The organism is Variovorax sp. PBS-H4 (assembly GCF_901827205.1).
Classification (GTDB): domain Bacteria; phylum Pseudomonadota; class Gammaproteobacteria; order Burkholderiales; family Burkholderiaceae_C; genus Variovorax.
Map to the genome: position 1 here is coordinate 5,519,267 of NZ_LR594675.1, position 17,214 is coordinate 5,536,480.

General features: G+C 66.4%; 15 protein-coding genes. 1 reads left to right on the plus strand and 14 read right to left on the minus strand.

What is annotated here, in order from left to right; all coding sequences use genetic code 11:
- Positions 1-30 precede the first annotated feature (30 nt).
- The 8 genes from E5CHR_RS26390 to E5CHR_RS26425 all read right to left on the minus strand — a co-directional run bounded on the left by E5CHR_RS26390 (position 31) and on the right by E5CHR_RS26425 (position 5,718).
- The gene (locus tag E5CHR_RS26390; protein ID WP_232062199.1) at positions 31-348 is read right to left on the minus strand and encodes a hypothetical protein; all 318 of its coding nucleotides are present in this window, start codon (positions 346-348) and stop codon (positions 31-33) included.
- A gap of 25 nt (positions 349-373) precedes the next feature.
- On the minus strand, positions 374-886 hold the full coding sequence (locus E5CHR_RS26395; RefSeq protein WP_162582639.1) for a hypothetical protein: 513 nt from the start codon (positions 884-886) through the stop codon (positions 374-376).
- Between the two features lie 236 nt (positions 887-1,122).
- On the minus strand, positions 1,123-1,866 hold the full coding sequence (locus E5CHR_RS26400) for a lysophospholipid acyltransferase family protein (RefSeq protein ID WP_162582641.1): 744 nt from the start codon (positions 1,864-1,866) through the stop codon (positions 1,123-1,125).
- A gap of 16 nt (positions 1,867-1,882) precedes the next feature.
- A complete protein-coding gene (locus tag E5CHR_RS26405) occupies positions 1,883-3,154 on the minus strand; it encodes a dihydroorotase (protein ID WP_162582644.1) in 1,272 nt (423 codons plus the stop codon).
- A complete protein-coding gene (locus E5CHR_RS26410) occupies positions 3,151-4,113 on the minus strand; it encodes an aspartate carbamoyltransferase catalytic subunit (RefSeq protein ID WP_162582646.1) in 963 nt (320 codons plus the stop codon). Before E5CHR_RS26410 ends, E5CHR_RS26405 begins: the two co-directional genes overlap by 4 nt.
- Positions 4,113-4,613 (minus strand): bifunctional pyr operon transcriptional regulator/uracil phosphoribosyltransferase PyrR, encoded by a 501-nt coding sequence (gene pyrR, locus E5CHR_RS26415; protein ID WP_162583915.1) that lies wholly within the window; start codon positions 4,611-4,613, stop codon positions 4,113-4,115. The genes E5CHR_RS26410 and pyrR overlap by 1 nt, the downstream gene beginning before the upstream one ends.
- Before the next feature lie 71 nt (positions 4,614-4,684).
- Complete coding sequence (gene ruvX / locus E5CHR_RS26420) at positions 4,685-5,107, minus strand: Holliday junction resolvase RuvX (protein ID WP_162582648.1); 423 nt, start codon at positions 5,105-5,107, stop codon at positions 4,685-4,687.
- 11 nt (positions 5,108-5,118) lie between these two features.
- On the minus strand, positions 5,119-5,718 hold the full coding sequence (locus E5CHR_RS26425) for a YqgE/AlgH family protein (RefSeq protein WP_162582650.1): 600 nt from the start codon (positions 5,716-5,718) through the stop codon (positions 5,119-5,121).
- Between E5CHR_RS26425 and E5CHR_RS26430 the strand changes: the two genes are divergently transcribed.
- Positions 5,717-7,219: a cryptochrome/photolyase family protein gene (locus E5CHR_RS26430; RefSeq protein WP_162582652.1), complete on the plus strand. Its 1,503-nt coding sequence runs from the start codon at positions 5,717-5,719 to the stop codon at positions 7,217-7,219. The two genes, E5CHR_RS26425 and E5CHR_RS26430, sit on opposite strands and share 2 nt — an antisense overlap.
- Before the next feature lie 79 nt (positions 7,220-7,298).
- Here the strand turns inward: E5CHR_RS26430 and E5CHR_RS26435 are convergent, their stop codons facing one another.
- From E5CHR_RS26435 to E5CHR_RS26460, 6 genes are all read right to left on the minus strand, one after another.
- Positions 7,299-13,241 (minus strand): hybrid sensor histidine kinase/response regulator, encoded by a 5,943-nt coding sequence (locus E5CHR_RS26435; RefSeq protein WP_162582654.1) that lies wholly within the window; start codon positions 13,239-13,241, stop codon positions 7,299-7,301.
- Between the two features lie 16 nt (positions 13,242-13,257).
- The gene (locus tag E5CHR_RS26440; RefSeq protein ID WP_162582656.1) at positions 13,258-15,597 is read right to left on the minus strand and encodes a methyl-accepting chemotaxis protein; all 2,340 of its coding nucleotides are present in this window, start codon (positions 15,595-15,597) and stop codon (positions 13,258-13,260) included.
- A gap of 41 nt (positions 15,598-15,638) precedes the next feature.
- Positions 15,639-16,166, minus strand: coding sequence for a chemotaxis protein CheW (locus E5CHR_RS26445; protein WP_162582658.1), 528 nt, complete (start codon positions 16,164-16,166; stop codon positions 15,639-15,641).
- A 29-nt stretch (positions 16,167-16,195) separates the two neighbouring features.
- Positions 16,196-16,561, minus strand: a complete 366-nt coding sequence (locus tag E5CHR_RS26450) for a response regulator (RefSeq protein ID WP_068683498.1) — start codon at positions 16,559-16,561, stop codon at positions 16,196-16,198.
- A complete protein-coding gene (locus E5CHR_RS26455) occupies positions 16,561-16,959 on the minus strand; it encodes a response regulator (protein ID WP_068683500.1) in 399 nt (132 codons plus the stop codon). Before E5CHR_RS26455 ends, E5CHR_RS26450 begins: the two co-directional genes overlap by 1 nt.
- Before the next feature lie 77 nt (positions 16,960-17,036).
- A complete protein-coding gene (locus E5CHR_RS26460; protein WP_162582660.1) occupies positions 17,037-17,207 on the minus strand; it encodes a rubredoxin in 171 nt (56 codons plus the stop codon).
- Positions 17,208-17,214 lie beyond the last annotated feature (7 nt).

Below are 17,214 nucleotides of genomic sequence, written 5' to 3' on the forward strand. Positions count from 1 at the left end.
GCTATCGGGTCGACAGCAAAGGCCCAGTCATCAGCCGCAGCGCATGCCCACCACCCGGCCTTTCGGCTCGATGTCCACGAGCAGTCGTGAGGCGTCAAAAGGAGTGTCAGGGTCGGTCTCCACCACCAGGCGCGCTCGGTGGGCTCCGGTGCGCATGCGCATTTCGTCGAGCAGCGCAGCGGTGATGAGACGGCCCAGCCCGAAGCGGGCGCGCGCCGCTATGCAATGCGCGGGCGCGTCGACCAAGGTCGGCGGTGGCGGGACTTCCGCTGAAAGTGGTCGCGACTCGCCGCGAAACTGGCAACCGCTCAGCAGGACGAACCACAGCAGAAGCAGCGTGCGGTACAACGGCAGCCTCGTCCGTGTACTGGCTTCAAAGCGGCGCAATGAGAGGGGCTTGGCCCTGGTCGCCTGCTACGCTCCGGGGCGCAGAGCGGACCTTGGCGTGCCTGCGCACGCTCAGGGCCACCACCGACCACAGCACCACCTGCATGATGATGAAGTGAACCAGCAGGGTAGGAACGTCTACGTGTCCCGACTGGGCTTGCACCGCTGCAACAACGGCCAGAAAGAAGAAGGCCAGCATGCAGAAGGGCCGGAACCAATGCGACCTGCGCACATGCGCAAGGCGAAGGATCCATGGGAGGCCGGGGAAGCGCTGAAGCCGTCGGCCTTGGGCCTCGGCTTCCTGCAAAAAAGGCACGATGAGAAAGTTGATGGCAATCAACAGAAGAAGCGTGTTCATGAGCTCGTCCATTCGTTGATGAGGCGCGAATGATGCCGAGGGCTTCTCGAGCACGAAGTGCAAAGCAACAATTGGTGAGATTCGCAGGCAGACGCGGCGCAAGAGCCGGGAATGATTCACGTGCCGAGGTGCCTGCTCCATCAGTCGGCTTCGTTCCCCTGGCTCATCGTGTAGGCCAGGACCCACGCGGGCGCATTGTCTTCTCTGGCAGGAAAGTAGCAGGAGCCGCGTCTAAGCTGCATGCACTGCCAGCGAAGGTCAAAGGTGTTTGGTGTTCCGCAGGCATCGTCCGTAGACGGTTCGACAGTTTCCTCCTCCCCGGCGCCCATGGCGCCGTTGCACAGCGCCCTTCGGGGCGCTGTTTTTTTGGGCCGCCTTCAGTGCGTTTCCCGCCGCAAGGCCTGTACGTCCGCGTGCAGGGACAGCGCCCATCCCCGGCGGTCCCGGCCCCAGGAGGCCTGGGGCTCTCCGAATCGCACGATGGAGAGGAGCGGCGGCGACTTCAACACCTTCCATAGCGAGGCGGCGAGGTTGTCGTCCCCGATGTAGCGCGGTGCCATGCTGGTCTCCCCAGTGGCGGCGTCGGCGAAGCGCAGAGCCATCGGCTGCACCGGCGCGCCCGCGGAGATGGCGGCCTGGAGCAGGTTGGCATGGAACGGCAGCACAGTGTTGCCGTCGCCGGTGGTCCCCTCGGGAAAGACCGCAATCACATCCCCCCTGCTGAGCGCCTCGGTCATGCTGTGCACCACACGCAGTGCGTCGCGCCGGCGCTCACGCTCGATATAGAGGGTGCCGGCACCATTGGCCAAGGTGCCGATCAAGGGCCAGTGCTGCACGTTCGCCTTGGAGACGAAGCGCACGTGGCGTGCCGCATGAATGGTGAGGATGTCAAGCCACGACACATGGTTGCTGACCACCAGGAGAGGCCCCTTTTGAGGCGGCGTGCCTTGCACCACCAGACGGACGCCCATGATCGCGAGCATCCGCGCCGCCCAGGCCTGCACCCTCTGCTCCCTCTCGGCGTGGGAGAGCCTGGGGAACTCGGCGCGGATGGTCCACCACCCGGCATGCGCGTGAGCCAGCGCACGCATGAGCTTGACGAAGGCGGACAAGGATCGCATCGGACGGCGATCGAGCTCAACCGTGCACGAGCCGCCCGTCGACCAACGTATGGCGCGGCTTGCCGCGCAGGGCGTAACCGCCGAAGGGCGTATGTTTGCCTTGGCTGCGCAGCGCGCCCGGCAGCACTTGCCATTCGAGCTCGGGATCGACGACGCAGAGATCAGCCACCCCGCCAGGCGCCAAGCGCCCCGCTTCCCCGGCTCCGATCAGCCGCGCGGGCGCAGCGCTCACAACCTCGATCGCGCGCCGCAGCCCCGCGCCGCTCTGCTCGCCCCACTGCATCGCCAGCGGCAGCAGCAGCTCGAGCCCGGTCGCGCCGGGCTCGCTCTCGGCAAAAGGCAAGGTCTTGGCGTCGGCCTCGACCGGCGTGTGGTCCGAGACCAGCGCGTCGATGGTCCCGTCGGCCAGCGCGGCCGAGAGCGCCTCGCGGTCGCGCTGCTGACGCAGCGGCGGATTGAGACGGGCACGGCTGTCGAAATAGCCGATGTCCGTGTCGGCCAGATGCAGTGAATTGATGCTGATGTCGCAACTGAGCGGCAGCCCCTCGGTCTTGGCCGCGCGCACCAGCGCCACGCCAGCCGCGCTGGACAAGCGGCACACGTGCACTTTCGCGCCGGTGGAACGCATCAGTTCGATGATGGTGAATAGAGCGATGGTCTCCGCTGCCACCGGCACGCCCGACAGGCCCAGCCGCGTGGCGAGTGGCCCGCTGGCGGCAACGCCTTGCCCCAGGTCGCGGTCCTGAGGTCGCAGCCACACGGTGTAGCCGAAGGTGCTGGCGTACAGCAGCGCGCGCTGCAGGACCTGCGTGTTGTTCAACGGGACATCGGCCTGGCTGAAGCCGATGCACCCGGCCTCGGTGAGCTCGGCCATCTCGGTCAGGACCTCGCCTTTGAGGCCACGTGTCAGCGCGCCGAGCGGGAACAACCGCGCACTGCGCATCTTCTCCGCACGGAACTTGAGCATCTCGACCAGGCCCGGCTCGTCGAGCACGGGATCGGTGTCCGGCGGACAGACCAGGCTGGTCACGCCACCCGCCACGGCCGCAGCCATTTCGCTTTCCAGCATGCGTTCATGCTCGTAGCCCGGCTCGCGCAGACGCGCGGCCAGATCGACGAGGCCGGGCACGACCAGGCAGCCTTGCGCATCGAGGGTGCGGTCGGGGTTGAAGTCAGCCGGTGTATCGCCGATTGCGAGCAGCTTGCCTTCGGCGATGGCCACATCGGCCTGCTTGTCGAGCGCGGTGGCCGGATCGATAACGCGTCCGTTGGTGATCAGGATTTTCATGCTTCGTTACCTGCCACGATGCTCATCACGGCCATGCGCACGGCAATACCGAAAGTGACCTGCGGCAGGATGACGCTCTGCTGCCCATCGACCACCGCCGAGTCGATCTCGACCCCCCGGTTGATGGGCCCCGGATGCATCACGATCGCGTCGGGCTTGGCGAACTGCAGCTTCTCGGGCGTCAGGCCGTAGGTCTTGAAGAATTCCTGCGAAGAAGGCAACAGCGCTCCGCTCATGCGCTCGTTCTGCAGCCGCAGCATGATGATGACGTCGCAATCCTTGATGCCTTCTTCGAGCGTGTGGCACACGCGCACACCCATTTGCGCCATGTCGCCCGGCACCAGGGTCTTGGGACCGACCACTCGCACTTCCGCGCAGCCCAGAGTCGTGAGCGCGTGGATGTCGGAGCGCGCCACACGCGAGTGCAGCACGTCGCCCACGATGGCCACGGTGAGATTGGCGAAATCCTTCTTGTAGTGGCGAATCGTGTACATGTCGAGCAGGCCCTGGGTCGGGTGCGCGTGGCGGCCATCGCCGGCATTCACCACGCGAACGTGGGGGGCCACGTGCTGTGCGATCAGGTAAGGCGCACCCGATTCGCTGTGCCGCACCACGAACAGGTCGGCTGCCATCGCGCTCAGGTTGGCGATGGTGTCGAGCAGCGACTCGCCCTTGCTCGCGGAGGAGCGCGCGATGTCGAGGTTGATCACGTCGGCCGACAGCCGCTTGGCCGCGATCTCAAAGGTGGTGCGGGTCCGCGTGGAATTCTCGAAGAAGAGATTGAACACACTCTTGCCGCGCAGGAGCGGCACCTTCTTGACTTCGCGGTCGCTCACGCTGGTGAAATTGGCGGCGGTGTCGAGAATCTGGGTGAGGATGGGCTTGGGCAAGCCCTCGATGGACAGCAGGTGGATCAGCTCGCCATTCTTGTTGAGTTGGGGGTTGCGTTTGTAAAGCATCAGGCGTGCTCCACCTGGAAGCTGAAGACGCCGTTGTCGCCGCGCGCGAGCGCGAGCAACTGCGCTGCCGGCAGTTCGACACGCGCCGCCGCGAAGTCCGCTGCCACAGGCAGCTCGCGACCGCCGCGATCAACCAGCACCGCCAACCGCACGCAGCCCGGCCGGCCGAAGTCGAACAGCTCGTTGAGCACGGCACGAATGGTGCGGCCGGTGTAAAGCACGTCGTCGAGCAGGAGCACGTCGGCGCCGTCCACGTCGAAAGGCAGCGCGGTCTGGGCGCTGGCGGCCATGCCGCGGCGCGCGAAGTCGTCCCGGTGCATGGCCGAGGAGATGATGCCGGGCGCGCCGGGCAGGCCCAGGTCCTTGTGCAGCCGCTCGACCAGCCAGGCACCGCCGGAGGTAACGCCGACCAGGCGCGTGTCGGCGCGCATCAGGGGTTTCACGCCGCGCAGCAGCTCGAGATAGAGCGCCTCGGCATTCAGGGCTCCCGCGCTCGGCACTGGCGCGTCCTTGCCGCCCGCCGGGGAGGCGCTCGCCCCTCGGCGCGGCCCTTCGTTGCTCGGAATCGTGTTCACGGGAGGTTCCTCAAAAACTGCTCAAGGATGATGCAGGCCGAGGCCGCATCCGCATCGCGAGCACCCGCGGCGAGAGCCTCGGTCGTGCTGTATCGCTCGTCGACTTCGTAGACCGGGAGGCCAAAGCGCCCCCTGAGCTGGCGAGCGAAGCGCTGGGCGGCACGGGTGTTGTCGTGTGGCGCGCCATCGGGGTAGTAAGGCACTCCGACCACGAGGGCATCCGGCTGCCACTCCCGGATACGGGCCTCGACTTGCGCGAAGCGGGCATCGCCCTCGGCCTTGATCGTGGTGTGCGGCGTGGCGCTGCGCAGCAGCCGGTTGCCGCTCGCGACGCCAGTGCGTTTTTGCCCGAAGTCGAAGGCCAGGAAGCTTTGAAAATGACTGGGAACGGAAGCAGGAGGGGCGGCGCTGTCGGGCATTGCCTCAACCCTCATGCATGCCCCGCTTCGGGCGACAAAGTCCAGGCCTGCAGGCCCAGCAGCGACAAGGCCTTGTCGTAACGCTCCTCGACCGGTGTATCGAAGATCACGGCAGGGTCGGCGCCCACGGTCAGCCAGCTGTTCTCTGCGAGCTCTGATTCCAGTTGGCCCTCGCCCCAGGCGGCATAACCCAGCGAAACCAGCACCTTGCGGGGGCCGGCACCGGTGGCCAAGGCTTCGAGCACATCCTTGGAGGTGGTCATTTCCAGGCCCCCCGGGATGGTCATGGTCGAGGCGTAAACCGATTCGTTGGGTTTTTCGCCTTCTGCGAACACGGCCTCATGCAGCACGAAGCCGCGTTCCGTCTGGACCGGGCCGCCCTGAAACACTGGCGCGCTCCCGAGTTCGGGGCGCGCCAGGCGCAGCTCGATCTTCTCGAACAGCACGCCGAGATTGATGTCGCTGGGCTTGTTGATCACGAGGCCGAGCGCGCCACGTTCACTGTGCTCGCACAGGTACACCACGCTTCGGGTGAAGGCCTTGTCCGTCAGACCGGGCATCGCAATCAGGAAATGATGCGTGAGGTTCATCGGGGCAGAATCAAGGGCCATGCCACCGATTTTACCGGCCGTCGACAAGACCTACGCGAAGGGCCTCATGTGGTTTCGCCGCGACCTGCGTGTCGACGACAACGCGGCCCTGTACCACGCGCTGCGCGCCTGCCGGCAGCTGCTCTGCGTCTTCGTCTTCGATCGGGCGATCCTCGATTCGCTGCCACGCGAGGATCGGCGCGTGGAATTCATTCGAGAGTCGCTGGTCGAACTGCAGGCCGAGCTGCACGTGCTCGGCGGCGGGCTCATCGTGCGCCATGCGACCGCGGAAGAAGAGATCGCAGCGCTCGCGCACACCCTGGAGGTGCAGGCGGTGTTCGCGAACCGCGACGACGAGCCCGCAGCGCTGGCACGGGACGCCAAGGTTCTGGGCGCGCTGGCCAATGCCGGGATCAGCTTCCACAGCTACAAGGACCAAGCCGTCTTCGACAGGGACGAGCTCCTGACGAAGACCGGCCGCCCCTACACCGTCTTCACCCCCTACAAGCGCGCCTGGCTGGCCAAGGTGGACGCCTTCTACCTCAAGGCCTACCCAGTGCGCAGCCACGCCGATGCGCTGGTGCGGCCGGCGTCGGACTTCGACTCCCCGGTCCCGACGCTGGCCGACATCGGTTTCGAGAAAAGCAACCTCTCCCAGCTGGAGATCCCGACCGGCAGCCAAGGCGGCGCGGCGCTCTTCGAGGACTTCTTCGAGCGCATCGACCGATACCACCAGACGCGCGACTATCCGGCCGTGCGCGGCCCCAGCTACCTGGGCGTGCACCTGCGCTTCGGTACCGTTTCAGTTCGCCAGCTCGCAGGCGTGGCGCACCAGCTTTCGCTGCAAGGCGATGCCGGGGCGTCGACCTGGCTCGGAGAGCTGATCTGGCGCGATTTCTTCTTTCAGGTGCTCACGCATCACCCCCGAGTCGGCGAAGGCAAGAGCTTCAGGCCGGAATACGACCGCATCCAGTGGCACCACGGCAAGCACGCGGACATGCTCTTCAAGGCATGGTGCCGGGGACGTACGGGCTACCCGTTGATCGACGCCGCAATGGCGCAGATCAATCAAAGCGGCTACATGCACAACCGCCTGCGCATGGTTGTCGCCAGCTTCCTCTGCAAGAACCTGGGCCTCGATTGGCGCCGCGGCGAGCGTTACTTCGCGTTGCAGCTCAACGACTTCGAGTTGGCGTCCAACAACGGCAACTGGCAATGGGCCAGTTCCAGCGGCTGCGACGCCCAGCCCTATTTCAGGATTTTCAATCCCGTCACACAGAGCGAGCGCTTTGATCCGGAAGGAAAGTTCATCCGCCGCTATTTGCCGCAGCTCGAGAACCTCTCAGGCACGAGCATTCACGCACCGTGGACCACCGCGCCGCTGGAGCTGGAAGCCGCCGGGGTGCGACTGGGGGACAACTATCCCCTGCCGATCATCGAGCACGCGGAGGCGCGCGCACGCACGCTTCAGCGCTATGCGGTCGTTCGTGAGGCGAAGGGTGGAGGAAAGGGCGACGCCTGAAGCGCCGCCCGGCAGTTCGAAGGCGCTCGCACCGCAGTGCGAAGCGCAAAGGGATTCCGATGCGCGCCGCCAGGGCCTGTCAGGCCGCCATGGCCTCCGGCACCTCGGCGCTGGTGTAGTGCCGCACCAGCCGCAGCAACTCGTCTTCCGCGTAGGGCTTGCCGAGGTAGTGATTGACGCCCAGCGCGCGCGCATGGTCGTGGTGCTTTTCCGCGATGCGAGAGGTGATCATGATGATCGGCAGGCCGGCCAGCGAGGCGTCGGCGCGTATGTTGCGCGCGAGGTCGAAGCCATCCATGCGCGGCATCTCGATGTCCGACAGCACCACGGCAGGTCGCTCCTGCTGCAAACGCTCGAGCGCCTGCAGGCCGTCCGCCGCCAGCGACACGCGATAGCCCTCGCGTTGCAACAGGCGCTGCGTGACGCGCCGCACGGTGATCGAGTCGTCGACCACCAGCACCAGCGGAATCTGCAGCGGCGCCGTCGGGGCCGGTAAGGTGTCCGCGCCGCGCGCCGACGCAGCGGCCGACGCGCCGCTTGCCTGGAAATGCCGCGCCTGCTCGCCATGCACCGCAGCCAACGCAACAGGGTTGTAGATCAGCGCGACCGCTCCCGACGCCAGCACCGAGATGCCGGCCATGCCTGGCAACCGGGAGAGCTGCGGACCGAGGTTCTTGACCACCACTTCCTGGTTGCCCAGCACTTCGTCCACATGCAGGGCGACCCGCTGGGCCGCGCTTCGCACGATGACGATGGTGTTGGCCTTGCCTGTCCCGCGCTCGCTGCGCGCGGAGGACTGCAACAGAGCGCCGGCCCAGAAAAAGGGCACTTGTTCGCCGCCGAAGGAATAGCGCTGCTCCAGGTAGGCGGTCTCGAGCTCGGAGGCACCGGCGCGCTGCACCAGTTCCACCAGGTTCGATGGCACGCCGATCGACGTGGAGCCGGCACGAAGCATGACCACGTGCGTCACAGCGGTCGTCAAGGGCAGCACCAACTTGAACTGCGTACCTTCGCCCGGTTTGCTCTGGATCTCGACGCGGCCGCCGAGCGCTGCGACCTGCGCGCGCACGACATCCATGCCGATCCCGCGCCCAGCCAGCTCGGACACCTGCTCGGCGGTCGAGAAGCCGGGGGTGAAGATCAGCTCTGCGGCCTCTGCCTCGCTCGGCTGGTGGTCCGCGGCGATCAGGCCCAGCGCGCGAGCGCGCTCGACGATGCGACGGTGGTTGAGCCCCGCACCGTCGTCTCGGAAGCTCACCGAAACGTCGTTGCCCTCGTGGTGCAGTTCGATGGCGATCAGCCCACTGGGCTCCTTGCCGGCCTGCTCGCGCGCCGCCGCGTCCTCGATGCCGTGCGCGACACAGTTGCGCAGCAGATGCTCGAAGGCGGGCGTCATGCGGTCCAGCACGCCACGGTCCATCTCGATGCTGCCGCCGACGATATCCAGTCGCACCTGCTTGCCGGTGTCCTTGGAGGCTTGCCGCACCACGCGATAGAGGCGTTCGGAAATGCCTTCGAATTCCACCATGCGCGTGCGCAGCAGCCCGCGCTGCAGCTCGCGAGTCTGGCGTGCCTGGGCGCTGAGGTCGTCTTCCGTGGCCTGCACCGTCTTTTGCAATGTGCGCTGAACGGTCGCCACGTCATTGACCGACTCGGCCATCATGCGCGTGAGCTCCTGCACGCGCGTGAAGCGATCGAACTCGAGCGGATCGAAGCCCTGCTGCGAATCCTTGGCCTGCGCCAGGCGCGACTGCATCTGGCTCTCGGCCTGGACCTCGATGTCGCGCAACTGCTGGCGCAGACGGTCGAGGTTGCCGGTCAGGTCGCCGAGAGAACTGCGCAGTTGGCCAAGCTCCGCCTCCAGGCGTGACCGGGTAATGATGACCTCGCCGGCTTGCGCCACCAGGCGGTCGAGCAGGTGGGTGCGAATGCGTACCGCCTGGCTTGACAGCGGGCGCAGCGGCGTCAGGGCCGAGGGAGAAGGCAGCGCCACTGCGGAACGCGGCGCTTGTTCGTCGGTCTGGCCGTCCGAAGCGGAGATGACCTCGGCAGCAGCGTCCGTCTCCGCCGCTTCCGGACTTGCCTCGGCGGAGGGCGCCACGGCGACGGCCCGCTTCGAGAGCTCGCTCTGCATCGCATCGTCGGCGGCGCGCAAGGCATCGAAGGTGGCTTGCAGCGTGTCGAAGCGCGCCAGCAGTTGCTCGACGGCGCCGCGGTCGGCCCCCTCGGAACCGATGGCCTCGATCTCGGACTCCATGCGGTGCGCGCGCTCGCCAAGGCGCATCGCGCCGGCCAGCCTGGCACTGCCCTTGAGCGTGTGCAGCGTGCGCAACGTCGCGGCGCGCGGCGCCGGGTCGCCCAGATGCAGTGACCATTCGCGCAATGCGCTACCCAACTGCGGCAGCAGCTCGGCCGCCTCCTCCTCGAAGATCGGAAACAGGTCGACGTCGACCGCATCGGCCACGTCGATCGCATCCTCGCCCTCGTCGAGTGCGACATCGGCGCCGCCAGGACGCAACACCGCGGCGGCAACCGCCGCCGTCTCGCCGGTCTCGAGAGGCATCGGCGACTCCGCAACCTCGCGCAGTGCGCGCAGCGTTGCCACGGCAGGCTCCTTGAGGAAACCTGCGGCGAACTGGTGCAGCAGGCGCCGAAGTTCCTCCGCCGCCGCCACCAGCACCGCGCCTTGCGCCGTCGTGCCGCCGCGCCCCTGCATGTACAGGTGCTGCAGCGCGGCCTCGAAGGAACGCGCCATGTCCGAGAGGCCCTGGAAACCGACGGTCGAGGAACTGCCCGCCAGCGAATGCGCCAGGTTGATCGCGGATTCCGGCACCTGCCGGTGCGATTCGAGTGCCCACTCGCCGACTTCATGGGCCAGCTGCCGCGACCACTCGTCGGCCTCGACCAGATAGACGTTGTAGAGCGCAATGCCGATGCGCAGCGGGCCGATCACCTTGACCTGATCGTCGCCGCCGGCTGCCGGCAACACCTCGGCGGGCGCGGCTTCAGGCAGTGCGGGGGCGGAGACGGGTGGCTCTGCCAGGGGTTCGGGCTCCGCCTCGATATGCGGCTCGGCGAATGCCTCTTCGGAGGCCGAGTCCAGGCGCAATTCCAGCGAGAGGTCGGGCAAGGATTCGTGCCGGGACTCCTCCTCGACCGAGGCTTCCTTCAACAGCGGCATCGGAAGCGGGTCGGCCTCAAGCGCGACGGCGGGGTCGGCCGCTGGCGCGGAAAGCGAAGGCTCGAAGCTCGCTTGCGCGGTCTCGAGGAAGTCAATCTCCTCCAGCTCGGCCGGCAACTGCGGCTCGTCGGGCGGCGAGGTCGAGCGATCGTCGAAGTCGAGGAAATCGGTCGAGGCGAAATCGTCGTCGGCAGCGGCGGAATGGGCCTGCACTTCGGCCCTCGCAGACTCGGATTCGGCCGCACGTGGCGCTTCTGCGGGTGCATCGAAAGTCAGCGGGCCCAACTCCAGATCGGGCAGCTCGGGGAAAGGCAGGGGCTCGGGCTGCGCTGCCGAATCGGGCTCCGCCTCGGGCACCGCCTTGACGTCGGCCAAGATCTCCTCGGCTGCGATGTGACGCGCCGCGGCGACCAGTGTGTCGGCGTCGGCCACGGGCGCATGCGGCGCGATCGGCTCGCCGTTGCGCAAAGACTCCGCGATACTGCGAAATGGTGCGGATTGCCAGCCATGCGGCTCGTTAGCGGCGATGGCCTCGACCCATTTTGCAAAATCGGTCAGTGCACGGCGTGTTCCAGCAAGCAACTCGGGCGTGGCGGGGCGTTGGTCGGCCAGCCAGGTATTGAGCACCTGCTCGAACGACCAGGCGGCCTCGCCAAAGTCCATCAGCCCGACCATGCGCGAGCTGCCTTTGAGCGTGTGGAAGGCACGGCGCAGTACCGTCAGCTCGCCGTTGTCGTCCGGCCGCGAACCGAGCGCCGAGACGGCGGCGAGGCCGTTGTGCAGCACTTCGCGGGCCTCATCGAGGAAGATGTTCTGGAGATCGTCCTCCTCCAGCTCCCGCACCTCGGTATCGGGCAGGCCTTCCAGGGGCGCCGGACCCGTGATCTTGGCAGTCCAGCTCGCGCTCGGGCGACTGACTTCCTCGATCGGGGGCGGGGGCTTTCGCGCCGGCGTTGCCAACGCGGCGAGCTTGGCCGCGATCTGGGCATCGACCTCTTCGACACTGAGCACGGTGTCGGTGACCGAAACCGGCCCGGAGGCCGAGGCGAAGGAGACCGGCGCCCCCGCCGCGGGCGCGCCTGCCTCGGCAGCCTGGCGGCCCATCAGGGGCTTGAGCTCACCGGCTTCGGCGTCGAACACGAACAGACGCTTTGCCAAGGCTGGCTGGTAGCTCAGCATGTCGATCAGGAAGCCGAGCGCGCCCAGGTTGTTGCCGAGCGGGTCGAAGTCGGCGGCGTCGCGGGCGGATGCCTCCACGGCCAACAGGCGATCGACGTTCTCGCGCATGCGCTGCACGGTCTGGGCCGCCTGGTCGAGTCCGAGCACCGAGAACACGCCCTTCATCTGCAGCAGCTGCGTCGGCACCGTGCGCAGAAGGCCCTTCTCGGTCGGGCGGCGGAAGAACTGGTCGAGCGACTTCTCGAGCTCGCTCAAATGGCTGCGCAGCTCGCCGACCACGGTTCCCATGGTCTGGCGATCGCTCACGCGGCGGTACAGCTCTTCCATCCACGGCTCGAGCGGCTCCGAGCGGCCGCCTTCACGCGCGCGCTCGATGCGCCCGGCCAACTGGACGGTACGCGCGGTGAGCTGGCGATCATGGGGATCCAGGTCCTCGAAAGCGGCTTCGAGGTACAGCACCGAGGTCGCGACCTCCATCGCCAGTTCGGTGGCCGGCGGCCGGCCCGAGCGCGTCGAGGCTTCCACCGCATTGTTCAACGCCTGCACCATCGGCAGGCTGGGCGGATGCAATTTTTGCAGCGACTCACCGAGCTGCGCGAAGGTCTCGGCGACCTGGCGCGTGCGCGAGACATCGCCGCCAGAGAGCGCCGACCACATTTCCTTCGCGGTCTCGATGCGCTTGCGCGCCTGCATCAGCACCTGTGGTTCAAAACGGCCAAATTGCTCGATCGTGTAGTCGACCTTCTGCTCGTTGGCCACGCCCCAGGCAACGCGCACCGCGCGCAGCGTGGCTGCCTCGTCGTCTGCACCCGGAACGGCCTGGGAGCAGAAGAACAGCAGATCCTGGCCAAGGCGGTCGGAAACCGTGTTGTCGCCGCGCGCCAAGGTGGCGTACTGGAGCAGAACTCGGGAGGCGGCGCGCTTGACGTGAACGTCGGCGGGAATCAACGCCAGCGCCAGCGCCTCGAAGAAGCCTGCCGCCAGCGTCCAGAAGCTGGCCACCCGGGGCAACGAAGCGCCGCGGCCGAGGCTCAGGCACAGGGCTTGCAGCCGCCGCGCTGCCTGGTCGTCGCCGTTCTTGACGATCTTGAGCACTTCACGGTCGAGCTTTGTGCGCACCGCAGGGTCGTACACCATCGCAGTCTGGGTGGGCGACGGCTTGATCTCGGCCCAGCGCCAATTCATGTCCCAGAGGTCGGCTGGATGGACGCGCTCGTTGCCCACCAGCTCGAGCACATCCCGGTACTGCGGGAATAGCGCGACCGAGGACACGGTCTTGCCCCCAAGCTGCGCGTTGAGGAAGTCGGAGACAGCGAACCCGGCGCGGTCGATCTTCTGGGCCGCGGTCTCGGTGCAGCGAGCCGGCTCGGAAATGAAGCTTTGTACGGCGAATTCCATCGCTCCCAGCACCAGCGCAGGAGCGGGGTGCCCCACCATCTGCAGGGCGCCGACCGCCTGATGCAACTGCTGCCTGGCCAAGCGCAACGGTGCGAGGTCGGCTTCTGCGCTGCCGCCGCCCTCCCGCGCAAAGCGCTTCAGCGTCTTGCTTGCGTTGTCCAGCGACTTCTGGATCTCTCCGAGCACCCAGGCCAGCGGCCCGAGATCTTCATGGGCCGGCGCGGGACCGGCTTTCGGGGCGGTGGCGGGGCTTTGGATCGACACGTTGGATGCTCGGGGTTCAGGCAATCTTGAAGCGGGCCACGGATTGGCGCAGTTCCTCGGCCATGTGCGAAAGCTCGCGCACCTGCTGGGCAGTGGTGCGCGTGCCTTCGCCGGTCTGTTCGGTCACAGCGAAGATGTGCTGGATGTTCGCAGCAACCACGTTGGCCGAATCGGCTTCGCGCGATGCGGATTGTGAGATCTGCTCGATCAGCTCCGCCAGCCGCCGCGACACGCGGTCGATCTCGGACAGCGCAGTACCCGCGTTATCCGAAAGCTTGGCCCCTTCGACCACGCCTTGCGTGGAGCGCTCCATGGCGCCGACCGCATCCTGCGTGTCCGTCTGAATGGCCTTCACCAGCGCCGAGATCTGGCGCGTGGCGTCGGCAGAGCGCTCCGCCAGCCGCTGCACTTCTTCCGCCACGACCGAGAAGCCGCGGCCCGCTTCGCCGGCGGATGCCGCCTGGATCGCGGCGTTCAGGGCCAGCACGTTGGTCTGCTCGGTAATGTCCGAGATGAGCTCCGTGATTTCGCCGATCTCCTGGGACGATTCGCCAAGGCGCTTGATCCGCTTGGAGGTTTCCTGGATCTGGTCGCGGATCGAATTCATGCCGCCGATTGCATTCTGCACGGCCTGCAGGCCGGACGATGCGGCCTCCAGGGACTGGCGCGCGACCGTGGCCGATTCTTGCGCCTGGGAAGAAACGCCATTGATGCGCTCCGCCATGGTCAGCACCGACTGGCCGGTCTCGCGGATCTCGCGCAGCTGCTCTGTGGAGGCCGCGAGCAGCTCGGTCGAGGTGCTTTCCACCTGTGAGGTGGTCTGCGCGACGCGAGTGGCCGTGTTCTGCACGTTGCCCACGAGCAATCGCAGTTCCTCGACCGTGTAGTTCACCGAGTCGGCGATGGCGCCAGTGATGTCCTCGGTCACGGTCGCCTCCTGGGTCAGATCACCCTCCGCGACCGTCTGCAGTTCATTCATGAGCCGCAGAATGGCGGCTTGGTTGGCGGCGTTGACGCGACCGGCATCCTCGCTCGCGCGCTCGGCGGCGATGCGCTCGCGTTCGGCGGCCAATGCCCGCTCGCGGCCCTCGCGCACCTGCACGAAACCGATTGCACCAGCGAGTGCCAGGGCAGCCAGCGACAGGACGAAGAGCATCACCACTGTGCCGGCGCCAAGGCCGGTGCGGGCTGAAAGCTTGTCTTGCAGGTCGCCCAGTGACGTGCGCAGAGGCTCGCTGTCGGCCAGGATCGCGGCCTGCGCCTCACGTGCGGCTACCAGGCCCTGCAGGTTCCCGAGGATGGCACCAGCTTGCGTCCGCGTCTGCTCATAGGTCTTCAGGATCGTCTCGAGCTGCTGGCGCGTTTGCGCGTCGCGCGTGCCCGGCAGGCGCTGCTGGGCATTGCCTTCGAGCAGGCCGCGAGTGACCTCCTGGAAAGTGTTCAGGTCCTTGCCCAGCAGGAACACGGCATCGGGGCTCACCCCCTCGACCGTCAGAAATTCGTTGGCCGACTTGCCGATGCGCTGAGTCAGCATCACGAGCTGGCCTGCAGCCGAAATTTCGGGGAGCGTCGCGTTCTGCTGCATCTTCAGCGAGGCCACGGTCTCGGTCATCTCGAGCAGGTCAGAGGACTGGCGGTTGATGTCGCGCAGCGCGGTGCCGACCTGGGTCAGGATCTTCTGCTGGGCCAGCACGGCCTTGGCGCTCTTATCGGCACGCTCGACAAGCGGCGTGATCTTGGCGAGCTCGGCTTCATACTGGGAGCCTACGCGCTCCAGCTTCAGCGCATCGTCGCCGTTGGCCAAACCCTGCACGCGGCGCGTCAGGTCGTCGGAGCTCTCCTTCACCTCCGTGAAGGCCGGTACGTTGCCCACCAGCGCCTGCGATACCGACTTGGCCAGGCGTTGCGACTGCATCAGCGCTTGTCCGGTGGCGGCCACCTGCTGCGCGAGTCGTTCGGCGCGCAGGATGGCGGAGCCGGCAACCAGGAGCAGCAGGAGCACCACCGCGGCAAGCACAATCGCGAGAACCCGCTGCTGCCGGGCGGGATTGGAGCGCAACGAGCCCCCGCCGGCAGCCGGCGCAGAGGGCGCAGCGCCCGGGCTTTCCGCCAGCACAGGGTCGTTGTCGATTGCAGCAACCGGGGACTGGTCGTTGGCGGCATCCATGGCGAGAACCACGGTATCCGGTTTCGCCTCCGGCGTCGAATCGCGCCGGATCAACACCGTCTTTTCCTCGGCCGGCTGCAAGGTGTCGCTGCCGTCCATCGACAACGTCGACCCGCTGTCGACACGCCCGGCGACGTTGTCGCCTCCCACAGGCAGAAATTTCTTGAACTTGTCGGCGATCGAGCTCACGGTCGGTCCTTCAGGTAAGTGGTCGGTGCAAGGCGCTGCGCTCAGGCGCCGATACTCAAAAACTGCGGTTGCTGCGACAGCGCCTGCAGGTTGATTTCCTGCCAGCGCTCACCGGCAGCGTCGGTGTAGGCATGGCCGAGCCAAGCAGGGGCGTCGCCGTCCGGCGGCTGCGAGGTTGTGAAGGCTTCAACGCCGCGCAGGCCCACCAGCCGGTCGATCAGGAGTGCGCAGTTGACTTCCAGCATTTCGTTGAGCGCCACCAAGCGAGACTGGGCACGTGCCCCGTCGCCCTGGACGCCGGCATCGCCGGAAGCGAAGGTGGACAGTTGGACGATGCCGTACAAGCCGCCGCGCAGGTTGGCAACCCCCAGGAACCACGGCTGTGTGTACGGCACCGCCTGCGGCGGGGTCCAGGGAAAGATCTCGCCGGCATGTCCGAGGGGAAACAGGTACTTCGCCTCGCCCGCCTCGACAGCGAGCCAGGAGGCGGATACGCCGGACGTGCGCGCCGCCTGCAGGCGACTGGCGAGCCGGGACTGGAAAGCGCGGAGAGCGTCGCGGTTGGCCATGTACGAGAGAGGAGGAAAAAGCCTGGCGATCAGGCCAGCGCGCTGATCTTGGCAATCAGTTCGGCCGCGTTCACCGGCTTGACGATGTAGTCACGAGCGCCCTGCCGCATGCCCCAGAGCCGGTCGGTTTCCTGGTTCTTGCTGGTGCACATGATGATAGGCACCGACGCGTACTGCGGGTTGCGAGCAATTGCACGGGTGAGCTGGAAACCGTTCTGGCCCGGCATCACGATGTCCATGAGGATCAGATCGGGTTGCTCTTCCTCGAGGCGGCGCATGGCGTCCTCTGCGTTCTCGGCGGTCTTTACCGAGAAACCATTCTTCTGGAGAAGATCGGTCAGGAAGATCAACTCCGTCTTGGAGTCGTCGACCACGAGCACTTTGCGAATTGCCATTACTGCACTTCCTGCGAAACGACGCCGAACTGCTGCACGGCCTGCAGCAGCTGGTCTTTGGTGAAGGGTTTGGTAAGGTAGTCCTGGGAGCCGACCATGCGGCCGCGGGCCTTGTCGAATACTCCGTCCTTGGAAGACAGCATCACGACCGGCACACTGGAAAAGTGGGCGTTGCGCTTGATGATGGCGCAGGTCTGGTAGCCGTCCAGGCGCGGCATGAGAATGTCGCAGAAAATCAGGTGCGGCTTGTGGTCGTTCACCTTCGACAGCGCATCGAAACCATCCTCCGCCAGCAGCACTTCATGGCCACCTTGCTTGAGAAAAATTTCGGCACTGCGACGGATGGTGTTGCTGTCGTCGATGACGAGAACCTTGTAACCGGATCCATTCGAGCTCATTCTCGCCGCTCCTTTGTGACACTCTAAGACCGAAACGCCCCTCGTGGGGCGCAAGAAGCACGGCCCTATGCCATGCTTCAGATTTCAACCATCTCGAAGTCTTCCTTGCGAGCCCCGCATTCCGGACAGGTCCAATTCATCGGAACATCTGCCCATGGTGTGCCGGGCGCAATACCATCTTCGGGCACCCCTACAGATTCGTCATAGATCCACCCGCAAATCAGGCACATCCAGGTTTTCGTGTTCATCGCAGCT

Coding starts and splice junctions, on each gene's coding strand:
- E5CHR_RS26400 (WP_162582641.1), bottom strand. CDS start 1,866: ATGCGATCCTTGTCCGCCTTCGTCAAGCTCATGCGTGCGCTGGCTCAC.
- E5CHR_RS26425 (WP_162582650.1), bottom strand. CDS start 5,718: ATGGCCCTTGATTCTGCCCCGATGAACCTCACGCATCATTTCCTGATT.
- E5CHR_RS26395 (WP_162582639.1), bottom strand. CDS start 886: ATGGAGCAGGCACCTCGGCACGTGAATCATTCCCGGCTCTTGCGCCGC.
- E5CHR_RS26460 (WP_162582660.1), bottom strand. CDS start 17,207: ATGAACACGAAAACCTGGATGTGCCTGATTTGCGGGTGGATCTATGAC.
- E5CHR_RS26430 (WP_162582652.1), top strand. CDS start 5,717: ATGCCACCGATTTTACCGGCCGTCGACAAGACCTACGCGAAGGGCCTC.
- ruvX (WP_162582648.1), bottom strand. CDS start 5,107: ATGCCCGACAGCGCCGCCCCTCCTGCTTCCGTTCCCAGTCATTTTCAA.
- E5CHR_RS26455 (WP_068683500.1), bottom strand. CDS start 16,959: ATGAGCTCGAATGGATCCGGTTACAAGGTTCTCGTCATCGACGACAGC.
- E5CHR_RS26405 (WP_162582644.1), bottom strand. CDS start 3,154: ATGAAAATCCTGATCACCAACGGACGCGTTATCGATCCGGCCACCGCG.
- E5CHR_RS26450 (WP_068683498.1), bottom strand. CDS start 16,561: ATGGCAATTCGCAAAGTGCTCGTGGTCGACGACTCCAAGACGGAGTTG.
- E5CHR_RS26445 (WP_162582658.1), bottom strand. CDS start 16,166: ATGGCCAACCGCGACGCTCTCCGCGCTTTCCAGTCCCGGCTCGCCAGT.
- E5CHR_RS26410 (WP_162582646.1), bottom strand. CDS start 4,113: ATGCTTTACAAACGCAACCCCCAACTCAACAAGAATGGCGAGCTGATC.